Annotated in this window: 20 protein-coding genes and 1 tRNA gene; 5 read left to right on the top strand and 16 right to left on the bottom strand. The window is 42.6% G+C overall.

From position 1 onward, the window contains the following. Positions 1-126 precede the first annotated feature (126 nt). Positions 127-1413: a hypothetical protein gene (locus PG901_RS12230; protein ID WP_271134582.1), complete on the top strand. Its 1287-nt coding sequence runs from the start codon at positions 127-129 to the stop codon at positions 1411-1413. 259 nt (positions 1414-1672) lie between these two features. On the opposite strand, the gene PG901_RS12225 is transcribed toward PG901_RS12230, so the two are convergent. Next, a complete protein-coding gene (locus tag PG901_RS12225; RefSeq protein WP_201620143.1) occupies positions 1673-2911 on the bottom strand; it encodes an argininosuccinate synthase in 1239 nt (412 codons plus the stop codon). Positions 2912-3323: 412 nt separating this feature from the next. Here PG901_RS12225 and pyrC point away from each other — a divergent pair, with 412 nt between their 5' ends. From pyrC to PG901_RS12210, 3 genes are all read left to right on the top strand, one after another. Beyond that, complete coding sequence (gene pyrC / locus PG901_RS12220) at positions 3324-4394, top strand: dihydroorotase (protein ID WP_271134581.1); 1071 nt, start codon at positions 3324-3326, stop codon at positions 4392-4394. 456 nt (positions 4395-4850) lie between these two features. Continuing rightward, a complete protein-coding gene (rnt, locus tag PG901_RS12215) occupies positions 4851-5546 on the top strand; it encodes a ribonuclease T (protein ID WP_414706339.1) in 696 nt (231 codons plus the stop codon). A gap of 348 nt (positions 5547-5894) precedes the next feature. Then, positions 5895-5970, top strand: a tRNA-Glu gene (locus PG901_RS12210). A 283-nt stretch (positions 5971-6253) separates the two neighbouring features. Here PG901_RS12210 and PG901_RS12205 read toward each other — a convergent pair. The 11 genes from PG901_RS12205 to PG901_RS12155 form a co-directional block, all read right to left on the bottom strand. Beyond that, complete coding sequence (locus PG901_RS12205) at positions 6254-6877, bottom strand: BLUF domain-containing protein (protein ID WP_201563076.1); 624 nt, start codon at positions 6875-6877, stop codon at positions 6254-6256. Positions 6878-7361: 484 nt separating this feature from the next. Further along, positions 7362-8150 (bottom strand): 2-C-methyl-D-erythritol 4-phosphate cytidylyltransferase, encoded by a 789-nt coding sequence (gene ispD, locus PG901_RS12200; protein ID WP_271134579.1) that lies wholly within the window; start codon positions 8148-8150, stop codon positions 7362-7364. Between the two features lie 132 nt (positions 8151-8282). Beyond that, on the bottom strand, positions 8283-8591 hold the full coding sequence (locus PG901_RS12195; RefSeq protein ID WP_183620640.1) for an FtsB family cell division protein: 309 nt from the start codon (positions 8589-8591) through the stop codon (positions 8283-8285). Positions 8592-8740: 149 nt separating this feature from the next. After that, complete coding sequence (gene eno / locus PG901_RS12190) at positions 8741-10057, bottom strand: phosphopyruvate hydratase (protein ID WP_201563078.1); 1317 nt, start codon at positions 10055-10057, stop codon at positions 8741-8743. 358 nt (positions 10058-10415) lie between these two features. After that, entirely contained in the window at positions 10416-12764 is a 2349-nt protein-coding gene (locus PG901_RS12185) for a heavy metal translocating P-type ATPase (protein WP_271134578.1), read from the bottom strand. A gap of 320 nt (positions 12765-13084) precedes the next feature. Continuing rightward, positions 13085-13309, bottom strand: a complete 225-nt coding sequence (locus tag PG901_RS12180; protein WP_201563082.1) for a heavy-metal-associated domain-containing protein — start codon at positions 13307-13309, stop codon at positions 13085-13087. Positions 13310-13514: 205 nt separating this feature from the next. Continuing rightward, a complete protein-coding gene (locus PG901_RS12175; RefSeq protein ID WP_271134577.1) occupies positions 13515-13769 on the bottom strand; it encodes a heavy-metal-associated domain-containing protein in 255 nt (84 codons plus the stop codon). 36 nt (positions 13770-13805) lie between these two features. Next, positions 13806-14642 (bottom strand): 3-deoxy-8-phosphooctulonate synthase, encoded by an 837-nt coding sequence (gene kdsA, locus PG901_RS12170; protein ID WP_271134606.1) that lies wholly within the window; start codon positions 14640-14642, stop codon positions 13806-13808. 296 nt (positions 14643-14938) lie between these two features. Then, on the bottom strand, positions 14939-16573 hold the full coding sequence (locus PG901_RS12165; RefSeq protein WP_201563085.1) for a CTP synthase: 1635 nt from the start codon (positions 16571-16573) through the stop codon (positions 14939-14941). Between the two features lie 230 nt (positions 16574-16803). Then, on the bottom strand, positions 16804-17880 hold the full coding sequence (locus PG901_RS12160) for a porin (RefSeq protein WP_201628123.1): 1077 nt from the start codon (positions 17878-17880) through the stop codon (positions 16804-16806). A gap of 577 nt (positions 17881-18457) precedes the next feature. Next, positions 18458-20656: a malate synthase G gene (locus PG901_RS12155; RefSeq protein ID WP_271134576.1), complete on the bottom strand. Its 2199-nt coding sequence runs from the start codon at positions 20654-20656 to the stop codon at positions 18458-18460. Positions 20657-21369: 713 nt separating this feature from the next. On the opposite strand from PG901_RS12155, the gene PG901_RS12150 reads away from it, so the two are divergent. Further along, positions 21370-22083, top strand: a complete 714-nt coding sequence (locus tag PG901_RS12150) for a tRNA-(ms[2]io[6]A)-hydroxylase (protein ID WP_227692360.1) — start codon at positions 21370-21372, stop codon at positions 22081-22083. A 190-nt stretch (positions 22084-22273) separates the two neighbouring features. Here PG901_RS12150 and PG901_RS12145 read toward each other — a convergent pair whose 3' ends face one another. The 4 genes from PG901_RS12145 to PG901_RS12130 all read right to left on the bottom strand — a co-directional run bounded on the left by PG901_RS12145 (position 22274) and on the right by PG901_RS12130 (position 23689). After that, entirely contained in the window at positions 22274-22504 is a 231-nt protein-coding gene (locus PG901_RS12145; RefSeq protein WP_271134575.1) for a hypothetical protein, read from the bottom strand. 129 nt (positions 22505-22633) lie between these two features. Next, positions 22634-23005, bottom strand: a complete 372-nt coding sequence (locus PG901_RS12140; protein WP_271134574.1) for a hypothetical protein — start codon at positions 23003-23005, stop codon at positions 22634-22636. A 126-nt stretch (positions 23006-23131) separates the two neighbouring features. Next, positions 23132-23389 (bottom strand): hypothetical protein, encoded by a 258-nt coding sequence (locus PG901_RS12135; protein ID WP_201625449.1) that lies wholly within the window; start codon positions 23387-23389, stop codon positions 23132-23134. Between the two features lie 129 nt (positions 23390-23518). Beyond that, positions 23519-23689 (bottom strand): hypothetical protein, encoded by a 171-nt coding sequence (locus tag PG901_RS12130; RefSeq protein WP_271134573.1) that lies wholly within the window; start codon positions 23687-23689, stop codon positions 23519-23521. Positions 23690-23836 lie beyond the last annotated feature (147 nt).

Here is a 23836-nt window from a genome sequence, read left to right as displayed (position 1 = left end):
TCATCTAATGGATGTCATTATTGACCGCGTGATGAGTAAGTTGATTGAATTTTTCTATTATTAAGGGATTGTATCAAGGCTTTTGGCACCGTAATATAGGGGCACACTTTTTGATGCTAGCAGATTATGACGACTATTTCACCGACACGTGTGTCGATGTATGATTTTCTCTATCAAGATACCAAGCCGATGGTGTCCTTATTGGCAGATGCGGCCAAGCTTTCATTACCGCAAGCGCGCTTGGCGATGGATGCCAGCTTGCAAGCCATTGTCAGTGCCTTGCTTGCTTATCAGCAGCATAATGATGGGCAAGCCGTGAGCAAAAAGCTGTTTGGGCGCGGCGCGGTCAAAGAGCTGCGCCAATATAACTCGATGAATTTTTCCACCATCAATGCGACGTTATATCATCGCCATGAAGCGGCGGATGCGATATTTTATGATAATGCTCGCGTGATTAAGGCCAGTGAAGACATTGCCAAACAGATTGACGCGACGACATCGCAAGTGCAGATACTGCTCACTTCTCTATGCGTGATTGTCTTACGCGAGCTGGCTATTTTAGCCGAATATAGCCAACTTGATAACGACGAGATGGATAAATGGTTTGCCTTACAACCGCAGTTTTTATCAGCTGCTCGTTTTGCCGCCAATGAACCAACTTCTATCGAATCGAATGAAGCTAATGAAGATAAAAAATTAACTGCGCCGACAGAAGGCATTTTGGACTCGGCAGCAGAAATAAAAGCAGAAGTCGAGAATAGCCCCAATACAGAACGTACCTTATTAAGTATAGAGCAGCTCGCTAGCACGCCACCAACTTTCAACCCTTACTGGCATGAATTGACAACATTTAAACCTGAACGTCATGAGCCGGTGCAAGACATGCAACTGGCGACGGGTAATTATTTAAAAGTCATCGGGCGCTCATCTGCAAATGCTCAGCAAGGCAAACATAATGACTTATTGATGTTTGCAGAAATGACCGCTATCAGCTTACCGCACCAACGCTGGTTGCTGCAATTGGCTAAAATTTCAGAAATATACTTGCAGCGTAATCGCCTACGTATTACCTCCGAACCTGCCAGCGCACCGAAACCACCTTTGGTCAGTTTGGGTCTAATCGGTAGCAATAACGACAATACGCCGACCACCACCAGTGAAAAGCCCATTGAATACGACGCGCCTATGCCTCTCTGGAAAAATCCCGTTATCTTGATTATTATAGCTGTTATCGGGGTGCTTGGCGGGCTTGCTGCTCTTAAATATCAAAGCCAAAAATCTGATGGCGTGTTACTGGCGACAGAAGAAGTAATTGAACAAGACCTTATCAAGGAGCGTCAACAGCAGGATGTGGCTATCGTCATGGTAGACGATGATGAAGATGGTGCTGAAGAAGCAAAAACGGCTCAATGAGCAGAATTCATATATAACCTTTAAAGTAGAAAAAAATCTTCAGAAAATTTATAAAAAAAGGCGCTATCTTAATAGCGCCTTTTTTATTTCTTCTTGCTTATGTTATGTCGATAGTAGACTGACTTTAAAATCAATATAGTGCGACTGGAATGAATTTTTCGTAGCCTCTGTGATAACAGCAAGCAAGGAAAATTTATAACAGTCGCACGTGACTATTAACGTATCGTCCATGTCTCAAATTGACTACCGCAAATCTGGCTTACTTCGATAAATCACGACCACGGCTGGCTTCAATCGCCAAACGCAGACCATTTAAACGGATGAAACCTTCGGCGTCTTTTTGATCATAAGCGCCCGCATCATCTTCAAAAGTGGCGATTTTTTCATCGAACAATGAATCATCTGACTTACGACCGACTACGCTTACCGCACCTTTATATAATTTAACGCGTACGGTACCGTTGACATATTCTTGTGATTTGTCAATCAAGGCTTGTAGCATCATGCGCTCAGGGCTGAACCAATAACCGTTATAGATAATCTTAGCGTAACGTGGCATCAGCTCATCTTTTAGATGCGCCGCTTCACGGTCAAGCGTCAATGATTCGATACCGCGGTGCGCTTTTAGCATAATAGTACCCGCTGGGGTTTCATAGCAGCCGCGTGACTTCATACCGACATAACGGTTTTCGACGATATCTAAACGACCGATACCATGCTTACCGCCAATCTCATTAAGCTTAATCATCACTTCATAAGGCTTAAGCGCTTCACCATCGATAGCAACAATGTCGCCTTGTTTGTATTCTAATTCTAGATATTGTGCTTCGTCAGGTGCTTCTTCTGGGCTAACTGACCAGCGCCACATATCGTCTTCTGCTTCGGCGTATGGATCTTCTAAGATGCCGCCTTCATATGAGATATGCAGTAAGTTGGCGTCCATTGAATACGGAGATTTTTTCTTATTGCCGGCATAATCGATAGAAATATTATGTTCTTCAGCATATTTCATCAAGCTTTCACGGCTCGATAAATCCCACTCACGCCATGGCGCAATGGTGACTACATCAGGAGACAAAGCAACCGCGCCAAGCTCAAAACGTACTTGGTCGTTACCTTTACCGGTCGCACCATGGCTAATAGCATCGGCGTTATGTTCTTTAGCAATTTCAACCAAGCGCTTAGCAATTAATGGACGCGCAATAGAAGTCCCTAGCAGATACTCGCCTTCATAGATGGCATTGGCGCGGAACATTGGGAATACGTAATCACGGGCAAATTCTTCACGTAAGTCTTCGATATGGATATGCTTGATACCCATCGCTTCAGCTTTGGCGCGCGCAGGCTCAACTTCTTCACCTTGACCAATGTCAGCGGTGAAAGTAATCACTTCTGCATCATAGGTTTCTTGTAGCCATCTGGCGATAATTGAGGTGTCAAGACCACCTGAATATGCCAAGACGATTTTATTAATAGTTTTTGGATCAAGCTGAGCCATGAAGAACTCCTAATATAAGAATTTATTATCGAATACATTTAATGGGACGTAAAATGCGAATGATGGGATGAAATCAATAAAAGATAGATTGCCTGCTCAGTGTACATCATATTTACTAACGGCAAAAGTGGCACTGCCATCAGGCGCTGGGTTTTCCCTTATATTTGAGGTTAATTCTATAAATCCGGTTATTTCAAATAACAGTCGCTGTAAACAACCCTCATTAAACAACCCTCGTTTTTAACAACGTTCTTAAAACTCTGGCAAAAGTTAATCCGGTAAAAATCGCTTATCATTTATGTACAGATATTTTTCCGCATATTTAGTCAGGTAGGCAAATCTGTTATGATAGCAGCACAGCAAGACTCCCCCCTTCACTCCCGTATATGACGATATAGAGCGCGATGACACCATGACTGATTCGATTAGAGAATTAACCATCCTGCAGCCAGATGATTGGCATATTCATTTGCGCGATGATAAAGCGTTAGCAACCACCGTTCCGCATGCCGCCCAAAGCTTTAACCGCGTCATCTGCATGCCAAACCTTGTGCCACCTGTTAAAAATGTCGATGATGCTCATGCTTACCGTGCGCGTATCATGCAGCAGCTAGAAGCAAGTAATTTGAGCGCTGAGCGCAAAGCAGCTTTTGACCCACGGATGACCTTGTATCTCACGGATAACACCAGCGCCCATGATATCGAAATGGCGGCAAAATCAGGTATCGTCCAAGCGGTCAAGCTCTACCCTGCTGGCGCAACCACCAACTCTGCTGATGGCGTTACTGATATCAATGCCCGCGTCGATATCTTTGAAGCGTTAGAAAAATATAATCTGCCATTACTGCTACATGGTGAAGTGACTCACGACCATGTCGATATTTTCGACCGCGAAAAACGCTTTTTAGACGAAGTATTGGCACAAATCATTGTCAAATTTCCAACCATGAAAATTGTAATGGAACATATCACCACCAGTGATGCCGCTGACTTTGTTTTAGCCCAAGGTAACCAAGTTGCTGCCACCATTACGCCGCAACATCTGATGTTTAACCGCAATCATTTATTGGTCGGTGGTATTAAGCCGCATTTTTATTGCTTGCCTATTTTGAAGCGTGAAAGCCATCAAAAAGTATTGTTAGATGTTGCCACCAGTGGCAATCCGAAATTCTTTTTAGGCACAGATTCTGCGCCTCATGCAACGAACGCAAAAGAATCTGCTTGCGGCTGTGCCGGCTGTTATAGCGCCGCTAATGCGCTACCGCTATATGCCACCGCTTTTGATAGTGTCGGTAAAATTGATAAGCTTGAAGGGTTTGCGAGCCGCTTTGGCGCTCAATTCTATGGCTTACCAGTCCACGAAAGCACCATTACTTTGATCAATACGCCGATGCAAGTACCAACCGACTACCCTTACTTTGATGGCTCGTCGTTAACGCCATTAATGGCGGGCGAGATATTACCTTGGTCTATTAAAGCCTAATAGTGATGACGTAAAACTGCCTGCGTCTCTATTATCTATTCGATCCCCTATAAAATAAACATCGTGCTACTGGTATAAATTGTGCGCAGCCTCTGGAGTGCAAAGCGCACAGCAAGCAAGGAAAATTTATACCAGTAGCGTATTATAATATTTGTACTTATTTTATTTAGGGCTACATCCTATGATAGACAATGCACCTCTGCTAAAAGGCAACTCCATTAGCAAAAGCAATACTCGCATCATAGTATGTTTATTTTTTAGCTATTTTTACTTTAATTCTTTAACTTAATTTTTTACTTCAATGCCACAGCACGACTGATAAAAGCGATTTAACTTGATATGACCATTCAAAACGATGCCGCCCTACCTGAAAATAACGCAAACAATACTAGCAATGTCACTAATCCTAGCAATGTAACCAACACGACCGATGGCAACACAGATGAACAAGCGCCTATGACCTTAAAAGAGCGTTTTCGTAAGTTCTTGCCTGTCGTCGTCGATGTCGAAACGGCCGGCTTTAATGCGCAAACTGATGCATTATTAGAGATTGCCTGTATTCCTGTGTTGCTAAATGAGCAGGGCGTGTTTTATCCAGGCGAGGCTTTAAATGCTCATATCGAACCCTTTGAAGGGGCAAACCTTGAGCCAAGCGCCCTCGCCTTTACCGGTATTGACCCTAAAAACCCACTACGTAAAGCCATTGCCGAAGATGAAAAAACAGCGCTACGCCGTATTTTTAAAGGTTTAAAGGAAGTGCGCCGTACTGAAGACTGCCGCCAATGCGTCCTTATCGGCCACAATGCGCATTTTGACTTGGGCTTTTTAAATGCGGCAGTACTGCGTACCAATAGCAAAAACCATAACCCATTTCACAATTTTTCAGTCTTTGATACCGTGACCCTGTCTGCCTTAGCATTTGGACAGACAGTATTAGCACGTGCCTGTAAGGCTGCTGGTATTGATTTTGACGGTAAAGACGCTCATTCAGCGCTCTATGATACCCAAAAGACCGCTGAGCTGTTTTGTCATATCCTAAACAGCTACCCTATGCTATCGAATGCGATGCATCTTGAGCAGAGCAACTCGGAGGTGACAGAAGATAGCACCGCAGACACTACCGTACAAGCAACCGATAGCGACACCAAATAACATAAAGCACACGCCCTCCATTGTTAAACGCAAATAATAGTGCTATCTATAGTTAATAACCTGCTATGGATTATTTGAGCTTAACAAAAGGGACTTTGCTATGGAGCCACAGTTTAAGTTATGGGCAACCATCATCGGTTATATGCTGCTCGCTTTAACCATTAGCACTTGTACGTCATTATGGATTCGGCATCATTTAAAGCGTAATGACCTACATCCACGCCGCGCGCTCAAAAAAAGATATTTAATTTTAAAAAGACGCAGAAAAAGGCTTGACAGAAAACGCAAACGCCATTAGAATACGCACCACTTCAGCATAAAGGTGAAAGCAGCTGAAGCGTTGTACTAGTCCCCATCGTCTAGAGGCCTAGGACACCGCCCTTTCACGGCGGTAACGGGGGTTCGAATCCCCCTGGGGACGCCACTATTTGGCGTCACTTGTTAGCAAGTTTGCTGTAAAGCATTGATAAGACTAATAAGCGCACCATCAAAAAGCCCATTCACATTTTTTGTGAGTGGGCTTTTTTTATGCCTGTTGTTATAGCTGCTCATTTCTCATGCGTTGTTATAATTTCGTATCAGTGACAATGCAGCGGTTTATGATGACTTTTTATGATAAATTTATAAAAGCAAAAAGCTTATGACAGCAAAAAGCCAGCGATTAATGCTGGCTTTTTTAATATATAAGTTTTATTTTTTAGAAAAGCCTACCAAATCTTATCTGCTAGCATCAGCCAAAGTAGCGCCAATACAATCAAGCCGCCCAATATGGTCTGAATAAGGAAAAAGGCTTGGTGCTGTCCGACTACTTTGCCCAAGGTTACCCCTAAGGTATTATATTTTATCGGCTGCGTATCAAGCTCGCCGGATTTTTCTTGTTCTTCATAATAACCTTGCAGAATATCCAAAAACCGCTGCCATTCATTAGCGCCCCACGTATTGGGCTTAAACGGCATAAAGGCTTTAAGCTTAGGCTCATTCACCATCCAACGCTCAAGCGTAATAGAACGTAGTGACCAGCCAGCAAAACGCCGCTCAGCAATCGCTGAAAAATCCAAAATCTTTAAATCTTGATGTCGATCATCTACCAATAAGCGATTTTTTAGATTGGTTAATGCTTGCTCAGAACCTTCCACACACTGGAAAAAGTATCCGTTGCCGTAGCAAAGAATACCAGTAATATTATCGGCTTTGTTCAGCTTAATGGCGACTTCTGCGATGTCGTTAAGCGTGCTCGCACTTGCAAGACCAGTCGACGTAATGTGGCTCAGATATACAAGCTGGCAGAGATCTGGCGTTACTGGATTTGTCGAATCATTGACTGTTGACAATCAGCTTCTCCCTATTTTCAGGTAAATGTAGCTAAGACAACCATACTAACTTTCGATAAAAAATACTGACAAGACGTTTGAGGATAGCAAATCCGCTTGTTATATTATTGATTTATAAATGTTTATATTAATTGTATTAAGTTGGTTACATCATAGGCTATTTTCGTCATCAAAGCAATATATGTTTATCTTAAGCCTCTACTTATTAATACTAAGCTATGCTTTAGAATTATTTATAGGCAAAATATGATATGAATATATCTTCCTAGAATAGGCAATTTAAAAGTTTTAGAGACATAAAGAGAAAAAATAGGCGCATGAAGTTATAAGCGCTCAATTTAGTTATTGAGAACAGTAAAATTTATAGCAAAATAGTTTAGATGGAAAACAGGTTAGATAGAAAACAGTTTACATAGAGAATAAGAATCATAAAGGAAGAGTGCTTTATCGCTTCTTATAAGTGCTTTATCGCTTTCTATAATAATTAGGATTGGGCGGTAAGAATCGCTGCGAGCAAGATAGCGTCGTCAGGATAAGTCAGTTTGATATTTTGTCGACTGCCAGACACCAAGCGAATCGGCAGCTCTAAATGTTCAAAAGCGCTGGCCTCATCGGTAATTTCTAGCTGATTCTCAGCAACATAGGTTAATACTCGCTGCAACTCACCTAAGCGAAATACTTGCGGCGTTTGTGCTTGCCACATATGACTACGGTCGATAGTGCGCTTAGCATAAGAGTGGGTGCTGCTGCTATTGACAGGCTTATCTATAACGCCGTTTGTGGTCTTAGATTGAGCATGAGGCTGGGTGTAGGACTGTTTTAAGGTATCCGCTACTGGCGTGGCGAGAATAGCGCCATAAGGCTCTAGCATCGCCGCTTCAATCACCTTATTGATATCCTGTTGCGGCACCGCAGGACGTGCAGCATCATGTATCACGACCAAGTCTGAATCTTTAGCACCTGTCTGACGAATGGCTTCTACCCCTGCTTGTACCGATTGCCAACGCTCAGCGCCGCCGGTGGCATACTGTATCGGCAGCGTAAAATTGAGTGTCTTTGCCGTGCTGTCATCTGCCGCTATAACCAATAAGCACTTATCAATATAAGCACTATTAGCAAGCCGCCCCACGCTATGCTGTAGCAAGGTCTGCCCTTGTAGCATGGTATATTGCTTGGCGATAGAGGCACCAAAACGACTACCGCGACCAGCAGCAACAATCATGGCATGTATATGTGGTGTGGTATTCATAAGGTAGTTTTGATTGATACTCATGGTTGGATTCCATGATGATAGGACTGGGGAGAAGTGAAAAAGAGGTTTAGATTTTAACAATAAATATTTTAAGACCAATAATGTGACTACTGTAGATAGTAGAAAACACTCATTTTGTAAAATTAAGAGCGATTAATAACGGCTGTGCGTCGTCGGCGCTGTTGATACTTGTACAAAGGTCTCATTTGGCTTAATTAAGCCCAAATCTAAGCGCGCATGCTCTTCTACTGCTTCAAGACCGGTCTTTAAGTCATGAACGTCAGTGCGTAGCAAATTATTTGCCGCTACTTGGTTGTCATTTAAGCGCTGCTGCTCATCAATCTGTGTCAGTAATTTATTATGCTCAAACTGACCGTTTTCACCCAGCCAATACTGATATTGCAGTCCTAAAAGGACGGCAACGGCTAAAGCAAGTAGCATAAATTGGCTAAAGTATTTCATAAATTGATCACGCCAAACGATAAAGAGACAATAGAAAACAGATAATAGAATAAAGTAAAAAACTAAGTAGGCTTATTAAGCGATATATCATCACATCAATGACGATATATCGCTTAGCTTTAAGCCTAACTGCTTAGCTGTATAGCTTATTAGCCACGTAGACCGATAAACTCTTCACGGCCACGGTAGCTTGCACGTACTTGTTGCTCGATACGTAATAACTGATTGTATTTTGCAACGCGGTCTGAGCGGCATAGTGAACCTGTTTTAATCTGACCAGCAGCAGTACCCACTGCTAAATCTGCAATGGTGCTGTCTTCAGTTTCACCTGAACGATGCGAGATAATCGTTGCATAGCCGTTTTTCTTCGCCAGATAAATCGCATCTAGCGTTTCTGATAAAGTACCAATTTGGTTAAACTTAATCAAAATCGCATTAGCAATTTTCTTGTCAATGCCTTCTTGCAAGATAGCAGGGTTAGTCACAAATAAATCATCACCAACCAATTGGACCTTATCACCAATCTGCTCAGTCAAATACTTCCAGCCATCCCAATCCGACTCATCAAGACCATCTTCGATAGAGATAATAGGATATTGACGCGCCAAGCCTACTAAATAGTCAGAGAAACCTTGGCTATCAAAGGATTTATTACCCTCGCCTGCCAAGATATATTGACCGTCTTTATAGAATTCACTGGCCGCGCAATCTAGAGCCAAATGAATATCTTCGCCAGCTTTATAGCCAACTTGCTCAATCGCTTGCATGATAACGGTGATAGCTTCTTCGTTGCTACGTAGGTTGGGTGCAAAGCCGCCTTCATCACCAACCGCTGTATTCAAGCCTTGTGATTTGAGGACAGATTTTAAGCTGTGGAAAATCTCCGTACCCGCACGCAGGGCTTCTGAGAAGCTGGTGAAACCAACGGGCTCAATCATAAACTCTTGGATATCAACCGTGTTATCCGCATGCTCGCCACCGTTTAAGATGTTCATCATCGGTACAGGCATCGTCAATGACGTCTGATTGCGCAAGTTTGCGATATACTGATGTAGTGGCAGACTTTGTGACTTGGCAGCCGCTTTGGCAGTCGCAAGAGACACTGCTAGCATGGCATTAGCGCCAAGGCTGTCTTTGTTTTCTGTGCCATCTAGCGCAATCATCGCATCATCAATGCCTTGCTGCTCGGTGACGTCTTTATCCATCAACGCACTGCGAATCTGGCTATTGACGTTGGCAACGGCTTTTTTGACGCCTTTACCCATGTAGCGATCTTTGTCGCCATCACGCAGCTCAAGCGCTTCACGTGAGCCAGTAGAGGCGCCACTTGGGGCAGCAGCACGGCCGATAGTGCCATCAGCTAGGATTACATCGGCTTCAATCGTTGGGTTACCGCGCGAGTCTAAAATCTCACGAGCGCGAATGTCTTTAATTGCGGTGACGTTGGTGGTTTCTTCAGCGTACATAATGTCTGTTAATTCCTTTGGTCATGCCAAGTTTGTGGGATAAATAACGGCAACTAGAATACAAAAAAGATAAAAAATATCGTATAGCGAATATACCCAAACCAGTCTTGCCTGTTTATACGATTTATATCATCTGATACCAGTGATACAACCCGCTTATTTAGCGCATGATTTTGCGAATAGTGAAAAGTTGGTTTGGCACTTTAAGCGTCGGCTATAATGCTTGGCATCATAGCATAAATTTTGCCAAACTTCCCTTATCTTACACCAACTTGCGCCCATAAAAACCTATATGAGCAGCGATAGTAGTCGTTATCAAAGCGTTTTGTTAGTGCCGTTATTAATAGTGATATAACGCTTACGCTTTTGTTAAACGTTTGCTATTGCTATGTGCGCCAGAGACGGTGTTATTCAGTTCAACCTCGGTTTTAAATCGTGTCAAACGTAACGCGTTCATTAATACCGAAATAGAGCTGAGCGCCATTGCAGCCGCGGCAATCATAGGATTTAAAAAGCCAAAAGCGGCAAGCGGAATACCAAGGCAATTATAAATAAACGCAAAGAATAGATTCTGTTTGATATTACGCACCGTGGCATTCGCAATTTTTTGCGCTGCATCGATATGCATGAGTGACTCGCCCATCAAGCGCGCAGAAGCACTGTGCTGGGCGACATCCGTACCTTCAAACATGGCAAAGCTGGCATCAGCGGTAGCCATCGCTGGCGCATCATTGACGCCGTCCCCTGCCATGGCAACTTTATGACCCGCCGTTTGCAATAAAGCAATTTGGCTGGCTTTGTCACGTGGGCTCATTTTACCGTAAGCTTGCTCGATACCTAACTGCCCTGCTACATGGTCAACGACCGATTGCTTATCACCACTCATCAAAATGACATTGATGCCAGCATCTTGTAGCGCTCTTATGGCTTGCGGCGTGTCATCCTTTAAGTCATCAGCAAGGGCAAAAGCACCGAGCGGCTCATCGTTAATACTAATAGCGACCGTACTGGCGATTTGCCATACTTTTGGCATCAGCTTTGGTAGAGTCAAATTAGCAAACTCTGCGCTACCAACCTTTATTAAGCCTAAGCCTTCGATATTTGCTTGTATACCAGCGCCCTTTATCACACTGATATCAGTGACATTCATCAATGGCAAGTTTCGTTCAGTAGCCGCGTTAATCAATGCCGTCGCTAATGGATGGCTGGCATGCGCCTCAACACTTGCGGCAATTTGCAGCACATCATCGACGGCTAGTGATTTATCTACCATCACATTATCAACGATGGTCGGCTTACCGATGGTTAATGTGCCTGTCTTATCCAAAACAACGGTATCGATATTGCCTGCCGCCTCTAAGCTTTGCGCGTCTTTGAACCAAACTCCATGACGCGCGGCAACACCCATACCAGCCATAATAGCGGCTGGCGTGGCCAAACCAAGCGCACATGGGCAAGCAATGACCAATACCGACACGGCATGCATTAACGCCGTATCAATCATACCCGTTAGCCACCATGTCAGCCCAAAGGTGATCAAGGCAATCGTCACCACGACAGGAACAAAAATAGCCGTTACTCTATCAGCAAGGCGCGCTAAATTGGCTTTTGAGCCTTGCGCATCACTGAGCGCTTGTACCATATCACCGAGCTTCGTATCGCTACCTTTAGCACTAACGCGATAGAGTAAGCTGCCGTTTTCAACGAGAGCGCCTGCTAGCAGTCCATCACCTACTTCTTTTTTGAGCGGTACGGACTCGCCCGTTAAATGACTCTCCACACACCAGCCGCTACCATCGATAACTGTCCCATCGGTTGCCACACGGCTGCCTTGCTTAGCACGCAAGATATCGCCTACTTGTACATCTTGCAGCGCGACATTATGAAAGTCGCCATTCGGCTGCTGCTGCTCGACTTCATCAGGCGTTAAAGACAATAATAAATCAATACTGTTTAAGCTATGCTTTTTGGTGCGCTCTTCAAGATATTTACCCGTACGCACAAAGGCAATGACCATTACGCCTGCTTCAAAATACACTGCTGGGCCGTGTCCACCTGCATGCCCACTTTGCAATAGACTGTTTAAAGTACCATCGCCATGGGTCAGCCATAGATACGTTGAATACGCCCAAATAGTCACCGTACCGATGACCACCAGTACGTCCATATTGGCAAGACCACCTTTAATAGATGCCCAAGCGCTTTTGTAAAAGGGTAATGCCAATCCAAACTGTACAATCGTGGCTAGGATAAACTGAATCCAAACCGGTGGCATCCACGCCATACCTTGCCCAATAAGCATGCCGGCCATACCAACTAAAAACGGCAGCAAGCAAACCCATAAACCAATCAAGCGCCACGGATATTCAGTCGCGGTATCCTCGTCTGTTTGTGCAAACAAACTATCGGCTGCTTGTAAATTGGCCACGAAACCGGTTTTATTTACCCATTCTGTGACCTGCTCAGGTGTGGTCTGCGTTGGGTCATAATCAACATTGGCAGTCTCGCCAGCGAAGTTTACACTCACCTCATATACCGATGGTTTTTTGTTTAGTACCTTCTCGATTCTTGAGGCACAGGCCTGACACGTCATTCCATCAATGGCCAGTTGCAAGTGTGCACGCGTAGGCGATGTCGTCGTATTGGACTGAATATCAGTTTCAACATCATAGGACTTGTCATTGCTGGTACGGGTAGAATCATTCATAAATAGAACTCGTTGTTGCGTTATAGCGCGTTATAGCGTTTATCAATTGATATGGCCATAAAAATATCAGTGGAGGGGAAATCTAAATGAAACAAGTAAAGCGTTTTAAAATTAAATATGAATCTTAATGGATACTAAATATTAAATGGATACGAATATTGGCTATTCAAGTATGTCACTCTCTACAGCTTAATAACGCTCAGCACAGTGATAGAAGCAACTTAATATGTATAAATAATGACTGTCTATTAAAAATTCCATTTAAATATCCATTAAAAAACCAGCCATGATAGCTGGTTTACTTAACTAAATGACAATGCTTACGAGTTAGCAACGGTTGCATCGAAGCCTGCCTCATCGATAGCAGCAGCAATGACTTCTGCACTGGTTTTGCTATCATCAAAGGTGACTGTCGCTTGATTGTCTGCAAGCTCGATACTGATATCATCTAAACCATCGATATCGGCGGTGGCATTATGGACGCTTGCCACACAGCCGCCACAAGTCATGCCATCAATCTTAATAACACGGGTTTGGTTTGCCATGAGAGGCTCCTTATTTTTATAACTGAGTTTTTATGAGTGAGTATTTTTATAGCTTTAATAAACTGCTGTCATCGCTGTTTTCTAAATACAGTCATTGCAGCATTGAACTAGCATAAGCCCAATTAAGCTGAACAACAAGTTTGATTGCTCGTATCTTTACGAAACCGCTTTATGAAAGTGCATCTTCTCTATCAGTGCCTCACCACTAATCCTGATAACGTGGATTTTGCGGGGCATCGATAGGAAACGGCTGAGTGACGTAATCGACCATACTGATTGCTGCAACGAAAGCATGGATGGTCGTTTGCGTATCATCATAACGAATAAAGGCAACACCATTTTCAGGCTCCAGCTCAATTTCAGTGACACCGGTAATATTTTTTAGCGCTGTCATCACGCTCTCAAGCCCTTCGGTATCATCGATATTTTCGATACTTACCTGCGCTATTTTAATCGCCATCGTCTTACCCTCTCATCGATATCATTGTTAACATCATTAATGCGTATCCAATACCTCAAAGCCTTTAACCAAATCATCGATCTGCTTTAGCTGAAGTAAAAACGGCTCTAACTGACTGGTTCGCAACGCACACGGGCCATCACATTTTGCAACTTCTGGATTTGGATGCGCCTCTAAGAATAATCCAGCTAGTCCTGTAGCCATACCTGCGCGGGCAAGCGTTGTGATTTGCTCACGGCGTCCGCCGGCACTATCACTACGCGCACCCGGTTGCTGCAAACTATGGGTTACATCAAAAAACACCGGAATATCCATCTGCTTCATGGTATCAAAACCAAGCATATCGACGACCAGATTATTATAACCAAAGGCACTACCGCGCTCACAAAGTATCAGCTTATCGTTACCACCTTCAAGACATTTATTGACGATATGACGCATCTCATGCGGCGCTAAAAACTGTGCTTTTTTAATATTAATAATCGCATCTGTCTTTGCCATCGCATGCACCAAGTCAGTCTGACGCGATAAAAACGCTGGCAGCTGGATAATATCAGCAACTTCAGCGACGGGCGCTGCTTGATAAGGTTCATGGACGTCAGTGATAATTGGCACTTGGAATTTTTCTTTAATTTGCCCAAGCCAATCGATACCTTGCTCTAAACCCGGACCTCTATAAGAATGTAAGCTTGAACGGTTGGCTTTATCAAAACTGGCTTTAAAAACATAGCCGATACCCAAACGCTGACATATATCAACATACTGCTCGGCAATTTCAAACGCCAATTCTTTTGACTCTAAGACATTCATACCACCGAATAATACAAACGGTTGGTCATTACCAATATTAATCGTATTGCCATTTGGCGTCATAAGCTGAATATGTGATTGCGCCGTTAATAGATTTTCCATGAAGCGGTAACCCTCATTATTGTTATTTAATGTTATTACGAACAGTTATTATTAATGCTACTCCCCCGTATTGTAACCGATAGCCCCATGAAAAAAAGTATCTAAGCGTAATTACATCTCGCTGATACTGTAGATTACTTAATAAAAGCCCTATTGCTAGAAACCGCTATTAAAAAATAGCTAAATAAAGTCCAAAAAAAAAGACCAATCCGAAAATCAGTCTTTTTTATAACGATTAAGCTGTCATGTGATAACGATTATTTATTATCGCTGTAGGTTCTTGCTGCTTTTACAAAGCTGTTAAACAATGGATGACCACCGCGTGGCGAGCTGGTAAATTCAGGATGAAACTGTACCGCGACAAACCAAGGATGAGTAGGAATCTCAACCGATTCGACCAAATGCTGCTTGGCCGAATAACCTGATATGCTCATACCTGCTTGCTCTAATGGCTCAATATAACGATTGTTCATCTCATAACGATGGCGATGACGCTCAGTAATATTGGTTGAGCCATAGATTTGGGCAAGCTTACTACCAGCAACCAGTTCCGCTTGCTGTGCACCTAAACGCATAGTACCACCAAGGTCTGAATCATCGCTACGAATCTGTAATTCGCCGCGCTCATCTAACCATTCGGTAATCAGACCAATAATAGGTTCAGCCGCCGTACGATGGAACTCAGAAGAGTTGGCATCGATATGTAGCACATTGCGCGCATACTCAATCACAGCCAATTGCATACCAAGGCAGATACCAAGATAAGGTACGTTATTTTCACGCGCATAAGTAATGGCTTTCATTTTGCCATTGGTACCGCGCTCACCGAAACCACCCGGTACTAAAATAGCATCGGCATCGTTTAGACGGGCAAATAAAGCATCATCCGTTTCTAATAGCTCAGCATCGATATAGTCGATTTTCACGTCGGCTTTATGGGTGATACCAGCGTGTAGCAAGGCTTCATTGATAGACTTATAGGCATCCGGCAATTCAACATACTTACCAACCATCGCTACCGTTACCGTCGCTTCAGGATTCAGCTGTGCTTCAACCACTTTATCCCAATCGCTTAAATCCGCTTCTGGTAAATCAAGACCAAAACGCTCACAGATTAAGTCATCAAGATCCTGCTCATGCAGGGTGCGCGGAATCTGGTAAATACTTTGCGCATCTTCACACATGATAACCGCACGCTCTTCTACGTTGGTAAAAAGCGCAATCTTGCGGCGATTGTCTGGTGAGATATGGTGATCTGAGCGGCAAATTAAGACATCAGGCTGCAAACCGATCGAACGCAGCTCTTTTACTGAATGCTGGGTCGGCTTAGTCTTCGTTTCACCAGCACTGGCGATATAAGGTACTAGCGTTAAATGCATCAGCATGGCGCGATTGCGACCTAGCTCTACTTGCATTTGGCGTACGGCTTCCATAAAGGGAAGTGACTCGATATCACCAACTGTACCGCCAATCTCGATAATGGCGATGTCATAGCCTTCGCCACTGGCAAGAATTTTGCTTTTAATTTCATCAGTGATATGCGGAATCACCTGTACCGTACCGCCTAAATATTCACCGCGGCGCTCTTTATTCAAAACGTTTTGATAGATACGACCACTGGTGAAGTTGTTGCTCTTACTCATCTTTGAATGGCGCAAAAAACGCTCATAGTAGCCCAAATCTAAATCGGTCTCAGCGCCATCTTCGGTGACGAACACTTCGCCGTGCTGGAACGGGCTCATCGTACCTGGATCGACGTTAATATACGGATCCATTTTGGTCATCGTCACTTTTACGCCACGTGCTTCTAGCACGGCAGCAAGGGATGCGGCGGTAATACCTTTTCCTAGTGAGGACACTACCCCACCGGTCACAAATATAAACTTGGTCATAGTACTCTGTCGGTAATTGGTAAAGAAGGATTTTACTAAAAATACGCCACAAAATATAGGGCAAAAGCGCAAACTCTTTAAAACACTCAGTTTTTAACGCTTAGTCATCTTAAGTGCGTAGTCATCGTAAATACGTAGCTATTATAACCCACTGCAGCTTTAAAAAGGTCACAACAAAAAAACTCACCCCGAAGGATGAGTTTTTTTAGAGTCAGATTCTAATGCTTAGATTAGAATTTGTATTCTAGACCAGTACCAATTACGAATATATCAGCATCGCCATCGATAACAGTGTATTCATTTCTACCTAAACTATCTTCGCCACTCTTATATGCAGCCTTAACGTTTTCAGCGTTATTCACACCAGCGTAAGCATGCATGATCATGTTGTCTTTAAAGAAGTACTTACCACCAACAACGATTTGATCTGAATCAGCGTTATTCCAACCGTCTAAGTTATCAGTTTTGTTGTACTGTGCATAGATAGAAGCTGGACGAGCAAAGTTAGTTAAAGGCATTGCCGCACTAACAATCAAACCTTTCTCTTTCTTAGTATCGCGAGAGTAATCAAAATCAGCTACTTGATATAAAGCGCCTAGAGTAACAGGAGCTGCCATGAATTTACCTAGATCAACAGTTGCAGTACCACGGATGATATCACCAAGAATATTCTGATCTTTGTCATAAGCAACGCCAGCTGTGAAGCCTGTACCTTGATCAAACATAGCAGCAACACCAAAGCCAGAGTTGTCATTGCGATTCTGATCATCAGAGTTGTACATTGCAGAAATCTCTAATGGCAGACCATCGTATTTTGGCGCAGTCCAAATGATTGAGCTTTTGATACGATTACTATCAGCCATATTCAGTGCTTCAACAGCGCCGTTTTCTAATTTATTTCTACCTAGGTTATCCCAATAGCCGCTGTCAGCAGTGACAACGTTGTTAATTCTGTCTAAAGTAGATTGGTTTTTACCAACGCGGAATTCACCGAACTGTTTGTTTACAACACCAAGATATGTATCGCGGTTAGTGAAACCGTCTCTATCACCATCGATGCTTGTGCCGTATTCCAACTGATAGATTGCATCAGTGTTAGCCGTCATGGCTTCAGAGCCTTTGATACCGATACGTGAAGCATGAGAGTTGATTTCTATTGTATCTTCATCATAATTGTAACCAGGACCTTCAAACTCAGCATTAACATAGTCAGCTGCTAAAAAAGCTTTACCATATAGAGTTGGGGCTGCATTGGCTGCAGATACAGATAGGGCAGCGATTGCTGTAGCTAAAAGTAGTTTTTTCATGGGGGTATCTCCACTTTACAATTTTAGTAATGAGCGAGCTATTATTAGCCGGTGCCCAAAATGGTATCGTCACAAATCCTCAAAGATATAATGTGTAACTGGCTACCGAGATTAGTCAGAAACAAGTGTGGCGAAGTTCTATTACCGTAAGATGAAAAAAACCATGACTTACATAACTGGGATCGAAATCGTAACTGCCATGTAAACGTTGGTCTTTATCGCTCTGTTGCGTAACATCCGTTACCAAACTCATACTTCGAGTACAAGCATAACAACTTTGACATAATTTGCAACATATTTTTTACGTCTCTAATGATAAAAAATCTTCAAAGCCATGTCCGCTATGAGGTTTAACCTATATTTAATTAGGGACAAAAAAACACCCCTACTCGTCATGGACGAATAGAGGTGTTATTGAGAAATATCAGTAATAAGAATATAAACTATATTTAATATGCTTATTAAAAACAAAACGTTAGCAGGCTACTTATACATAGATAAATAGCCTTAAAGTAAAGCCCGTTAATAATAACTAACGCTAGTTATATTATTTAATTAACAATATGGCTCGATTAACTTAGCAGTTGGCTTTTAAGTCAAGGCGTGCTTGATGGAGCAATGGCTCAGTGTAGCCACTTGGCTGCTCGCGACCTTTAAATACCAAATCACAAGCCGCTTTAAAGGCATACGAGTTATCGAAGTCATTTGCCATGGGCTGATAGCCATTATCGTCAGCATTTTGCTCATCGACGACTTTTGCCATGCGTTTCATGGTATCCATCACTTGTTGCTCACTGATAACCCCATGATGCAACCAGTTGGCGATATGCTGGCTTGAGATACGCAGTGTCGCACGGTCTTCCATGAGACCCACATCATTAATATCAGGTACTTTAGAGCAACCAACGCCTTGGTTTACCCAGCGTACGACATAACCTAAGATGCCTTGAGCATTATTATCAAGCTCTTGCTGCTTCTCTTCTTCCGTCCAGTTGGTATTTTTTGCCAATGGAATGGTCAAGATGTCATCTAAGCTGGCACGCTCGCGTGATTTTAGCTTGTCTTGCACCTCAGCGACATTCACTTGATGATAATGCATGCTGTGTAAGGTGGCGCCCGTTGGTGATGGTACCCATGCTGTGCTAGCGCCCGCTTGTGGATGGGCGGCTTTGGTTTCCATCATCTCTTTCATCTCATCAGGCTTCGCCCACATGCCTTTACCAATTTGAGCGTGACCTTGTAGACCCGTCTCTAAACCGATATCGACGTTCCACTGCTCATAAGCTGGCTGCCATGCTTCTGACTTCATATCGCCTTTACGTACGAAAGGTCCGGCGTTCATGCTGGTATGCATCTCATCACCAGTACGGTCTAAGAAACCAGTATTAATAAAGATAACGCGCTCTTTGGCTTGGCGAATCGCTTCTTTTAGGTTGACCGTCATACGGCGCTCTTCGTCCATAATACCGATTTTAAGAGTATTACGTTCTAGGCCCAATAAGTCTTCTGAGGCATTAAACAAATCGTTTGCCATTTTGACTTCTTCAGGACCATGCATTTTTGGTTTAACGATATACATCGAACCTTTACGCGAGTTTGATAGCTGGTTGTTACCTTTAAGATCGTTTAAAGACAATAGCGGTGTAATCAAACCATCCATCAAGCCTTCAAAAATCTCTTCTTGACCATTACCCAAATCGACTAAGATCGCAGGGTTTTGCATCAAATGGCCAACGTTACGAATTAGCAATAATGAGCGACCTGGTAAGGTAAGGGTGTCGCCATCTGGCGTGGTATATTCGCGGTCTGGGTTTTGTTTACGTGTACGGGTTTTGCCGCCTTTTTCAAAGGTTTCTTGCAAATCGCCATTCATCAAACCAAACCAATTGCGATAGACTTCCACTTTTTCTTCAGCATCGACCGCAGCGATTGAATCTTCACAATCTTGAATTGCTGTAATGGCTGATTCTAATAGCACGTCTTTAATACTGGCTGGATCGTCTTTACCGACTGGATGGCTGCCATCGATTTGAATTTCAGCGTGTAAGTTATTATTCTTTAATAAGATACCGGTTGGGCTTGCTGCATCACCGACAAAACCTGCAAACTGAGTAGCATCTTTTAGCTCAGTGCTGCTATCACCTTGTAGCACTTCAAGCTTCCCATCGACCACTTTAAAACCAGTGGCATCGTTGTATGAACCTGATGCTAACGCAAAGTTTTCATCCAAGAATTTTTTGGCATACGCCACGACAGCAGCGCCGCGAGTTGGGTTGTAGCCACCTTTTGCTTCTTGACCATTTTCATCGCTGATCACGTCTGTGCCGTACAAAGCATCATATAAGCTGCCCCAACGCGCATTGGTCGCGTTCAATGCATAGCGGGCGTTACGTACGGGTACGACTAACTGCGGTCCTGCGATATGGGCAATCTCGTCGTCGACGTTTTGGGTGCTGACTTTGAAATCTTCGCCTTCTGGTAACAGATAGCCAATTTCTTGTAAGAACGCTTTATAAGTAGGATAGTCAATGTCGCCGTCTTTGGCAGGATTGTCTAGATGCCATTGATCAATCTGGGCTTGGATTTTGTCACGGGTCGCAAGCAGCGCTTTATTACGCGGCGTAAACTCCTTAATGACCTTTTCAAAACCTGACCAATAACTGTCTGAATCCACACCGACTTTCGGCAGCACTTCGTTTTCAATAAAATCGAACATCTGCTTATCGATGGCAAGAACGCCCTTCTGAATACGATTGGCGTTAGAAGACTGGCTCATATTGTTATCCTTATCTGTTCGTGAAGTGTGTTAATCCCGGGTTACTACTATCGCAATTAAGATCTAAGTTGCTACTATTTAGACCAGCTTTAAGCAAATACTAAGGTGATAAACCTTACTTTTTGCGATAGCATGGATAGTTGATATAATGCTGAGTATCAACTATTCACTAGCAATCAATAGTAAGACAGAATGTCCCAAAAGCAAAATCTCATCCTACTATCAAATAATGAAATAAACAAGGAAACATCATTCAGCAAGTAAATACTTAGGCTGTAGATAAATGATACCCTATAAGACGTATGGCTTTAGATGCTATAAACGCCTTGTTTAAGCACAATGATGGAAACGATGGATAAACTGTAAGTAATCATTACCATAGTAATTTATGCTTAACGGTTATCTATTAAGCTAAGGCGTTTAAAAGTATCAAACATGTCAAATTATCCATTACTCCAGATGCTATTAAAGATATTTGCCGCTATATAGTCAGTTCAATATAAAAAAGGCACGTTAAAAATAGCCTGCTGTTGGGATAATTTTTCTTGCTTGCTGTGCGCTTCGCACTTTTCGATGCTTTGCAAAATTTATCCCAACAGCCATGTATTCTTTTTAAGTTGAATCGACTATAGCAGACTTATTTATTTTCAGACCTTTTTATCATGATTCAATAAATGCTTTTTTACAACTACTCAATAAAGCCCAATAAAACTATGACTATCAATACACAAAACCTTGCAACTTTAACGCAAGAAAATGGCGCTCAAGAAGAAAATAATCAAGAAGACAGCGTCGATATTGCGCAATTACGAACGCCTATAAAGGTAGACCTATCCCCTATTTATGAGTTTTTGGGTGCGCGAACCACACAAGCGTGGGTAAATGCCGCCATTGCTGACTTGCCATTAATCATTCAAGACCATGCCAATTGTGAAAAAAAAGCGGCTGGTACAGCAATGAACTTATTATTTCGCTATGAGTTTTCTTATGATTTACAACGAAAACTGGCGCAGTTGATACGCGAGGAGATGCTGCATTATGAGCAGGTGCTCGGCATCATGAATGAGCGCGGGCAAGCGTGGCAATATCTAAGTGCCGGACGTTATGCTAAAGGTATGCTGAAACATAAACGTACCTACGAGCCAGCAGCGATGATAGATGTATTGATTATCGGGGCGTTTATTGAAGCGCGTTCTTGTGAGCGTTTTGCTGCATTGGCTGAAGTCATCAACGATGAGCGTTTGGCGAAATATTATCGCTACTTACTTAAATCAGAAAGCCGTCATTTTGAAGATTATCTGGCATTGGCGCAATCATTGTCAGAGGATAATATCGACGAGCGCGTGGCGTTTTTTAAAGCGGTAGAAGCAGAGCTGATATCGAGCCCAGATACAGAGCTGCGTTTTCATAGCGGTGAACCTGCTTAATTATAGGATCTGTGCCATATCTTAATGGCTAGGATTTTAACCACTCTAAAAAGCGGTTTAAAAAGAAAAAGGTGCAACAATTAGCGAAATGAGAATCGGCTAATTGTTGCACCTTTTGGCTTTATACTTCTTCACTTCACACTGTCTAAGTGTCTAAGTGTCTACTTTCTTAGCATACTGTCTGAAACTGTTATTTATCGCTCTCCATTAAAGCGCTGTCGTATTCTTTATGACTTTTTCCGACATGATGCGGATCATGGTCATCCGTTAACCTTGCTGCTTCTGCTGGATTGGCTGTTTGCAATGCATCATCAGCAACAATCCCATTATTGTCATCGGCATCTTTAAGCGGCATATCATCATTTAAATGAGCCGTTTTTAAATTCCTCGTTTCTGCATCCCTATCATCTGGCATATTCATGGCAATTCCTTTTCTAATCTTGTTAGCATCACTGGTATATACAGTAGTATATAAACGGCTATCTAAACGAAAAATAGTATTCACCTTAACGTCTAGCGCCTCATTAAATTAATGCTGAAAATCTAAGTGTTAAAAATCTTTTTCATCAGGATTTAGCACGCGAGTTTGAGCATTATCAACGTTGGCATAGCGGTTTAAGTCATTGATACCTGCGCTTTTAGCCGCATCACCAACCATCGTATGCTCATTGATACCTTCGTCAAATGCATTGCCCTCTTGGTCACGGCGATCTGGCTGACGTGCAGGATTGTCATTATCATTGACGTGTTCTGAATTAATCACGCCTTCTTTAAAGGTATCTGTCCCTTTATTTTCAGTAATGCTATTGCCAATTTCAGTATGAGCATTAGCTGTATGATTATTAGTACGATTAACATCAGCGTCGTCTAGACGCGTCTTGGTTAAAGCGGGATCTTTGGTTTGCATATCTTCATTTTGCATCATGCTATCCTTATCATGTGTAATTATTATCATGTTCTGATCATATTGGATTATTGCGGTTATCGTTATTATTATTGGTCATTGAATTTCTAATATTGCTTACTTATTTGTAAATTAAACAACGGCTTAACGCGATTCATTACCTTTTTGCGATAAATCATAAGCGTTTAAATCCGCGACATTTTTGCCGCCTGCTGGTAAGTCCTCTTCTTTACGAGGGTCGGAATATATCTCGTCCGTTTCCTGTGATTCCTGCTGTGGTCCATCGATATTAGGCTCATGTTTACGCCCTTCATAACTGTCTTGGGCATTGTCTGGATGTAAGGCTGCTGGATCACGAACGGGTACCGCTTCTTCATGGTTTGGATGGGTATTAGTTGGCATGGCGCGTCCCTCGCATTTATGGTTTAGAGCATTATTTAATTTTTATGCAGTAATAAATATGCTCATTGCTACTAATTTCTTTGTGGTACTGGTTGCTTTTTAGATAAATTAAAATTAGTTAAATTAAAATCACTTATCAGTACGCAAATCATCATCAATAAAAGAAGTCTGTTCTTCTTTACTCAATTCTTCCGGCACATCAACTTCTTTATTGTCGGCTAGGTTTTTTTCGATTTTCTGACTATCAGCTTGCTCTGCTGCTTTTTTAATATCTGAGGTATCGTTCTTGGTATTGCTCATGATTCATTCCTATTTTTTATAATTGAGGTATTAGTAATAAAGCCTGTATCAATTATAGGAAGAATTCTCAATCGCTAACCAGTGCACTGCGGTATCAATGTGTGAATAAATGTGAGGTTACCAGACAGTTTGTAACGCATGTTTCAT

Source organism: Psychrobacter sp. ANT_H3 (assembly GCF_027919975.1).
Taxonomy (GTDB): Bacteria; Pseudomonadota; Gammaproteobacteria; order Pseudomonadales; family Moraxellaceae; genus Psychrobacter; species Psychrobacter maritimus.
This window is presented reverse-complemented; position numbering and strand designations above follow the sequence as displayed.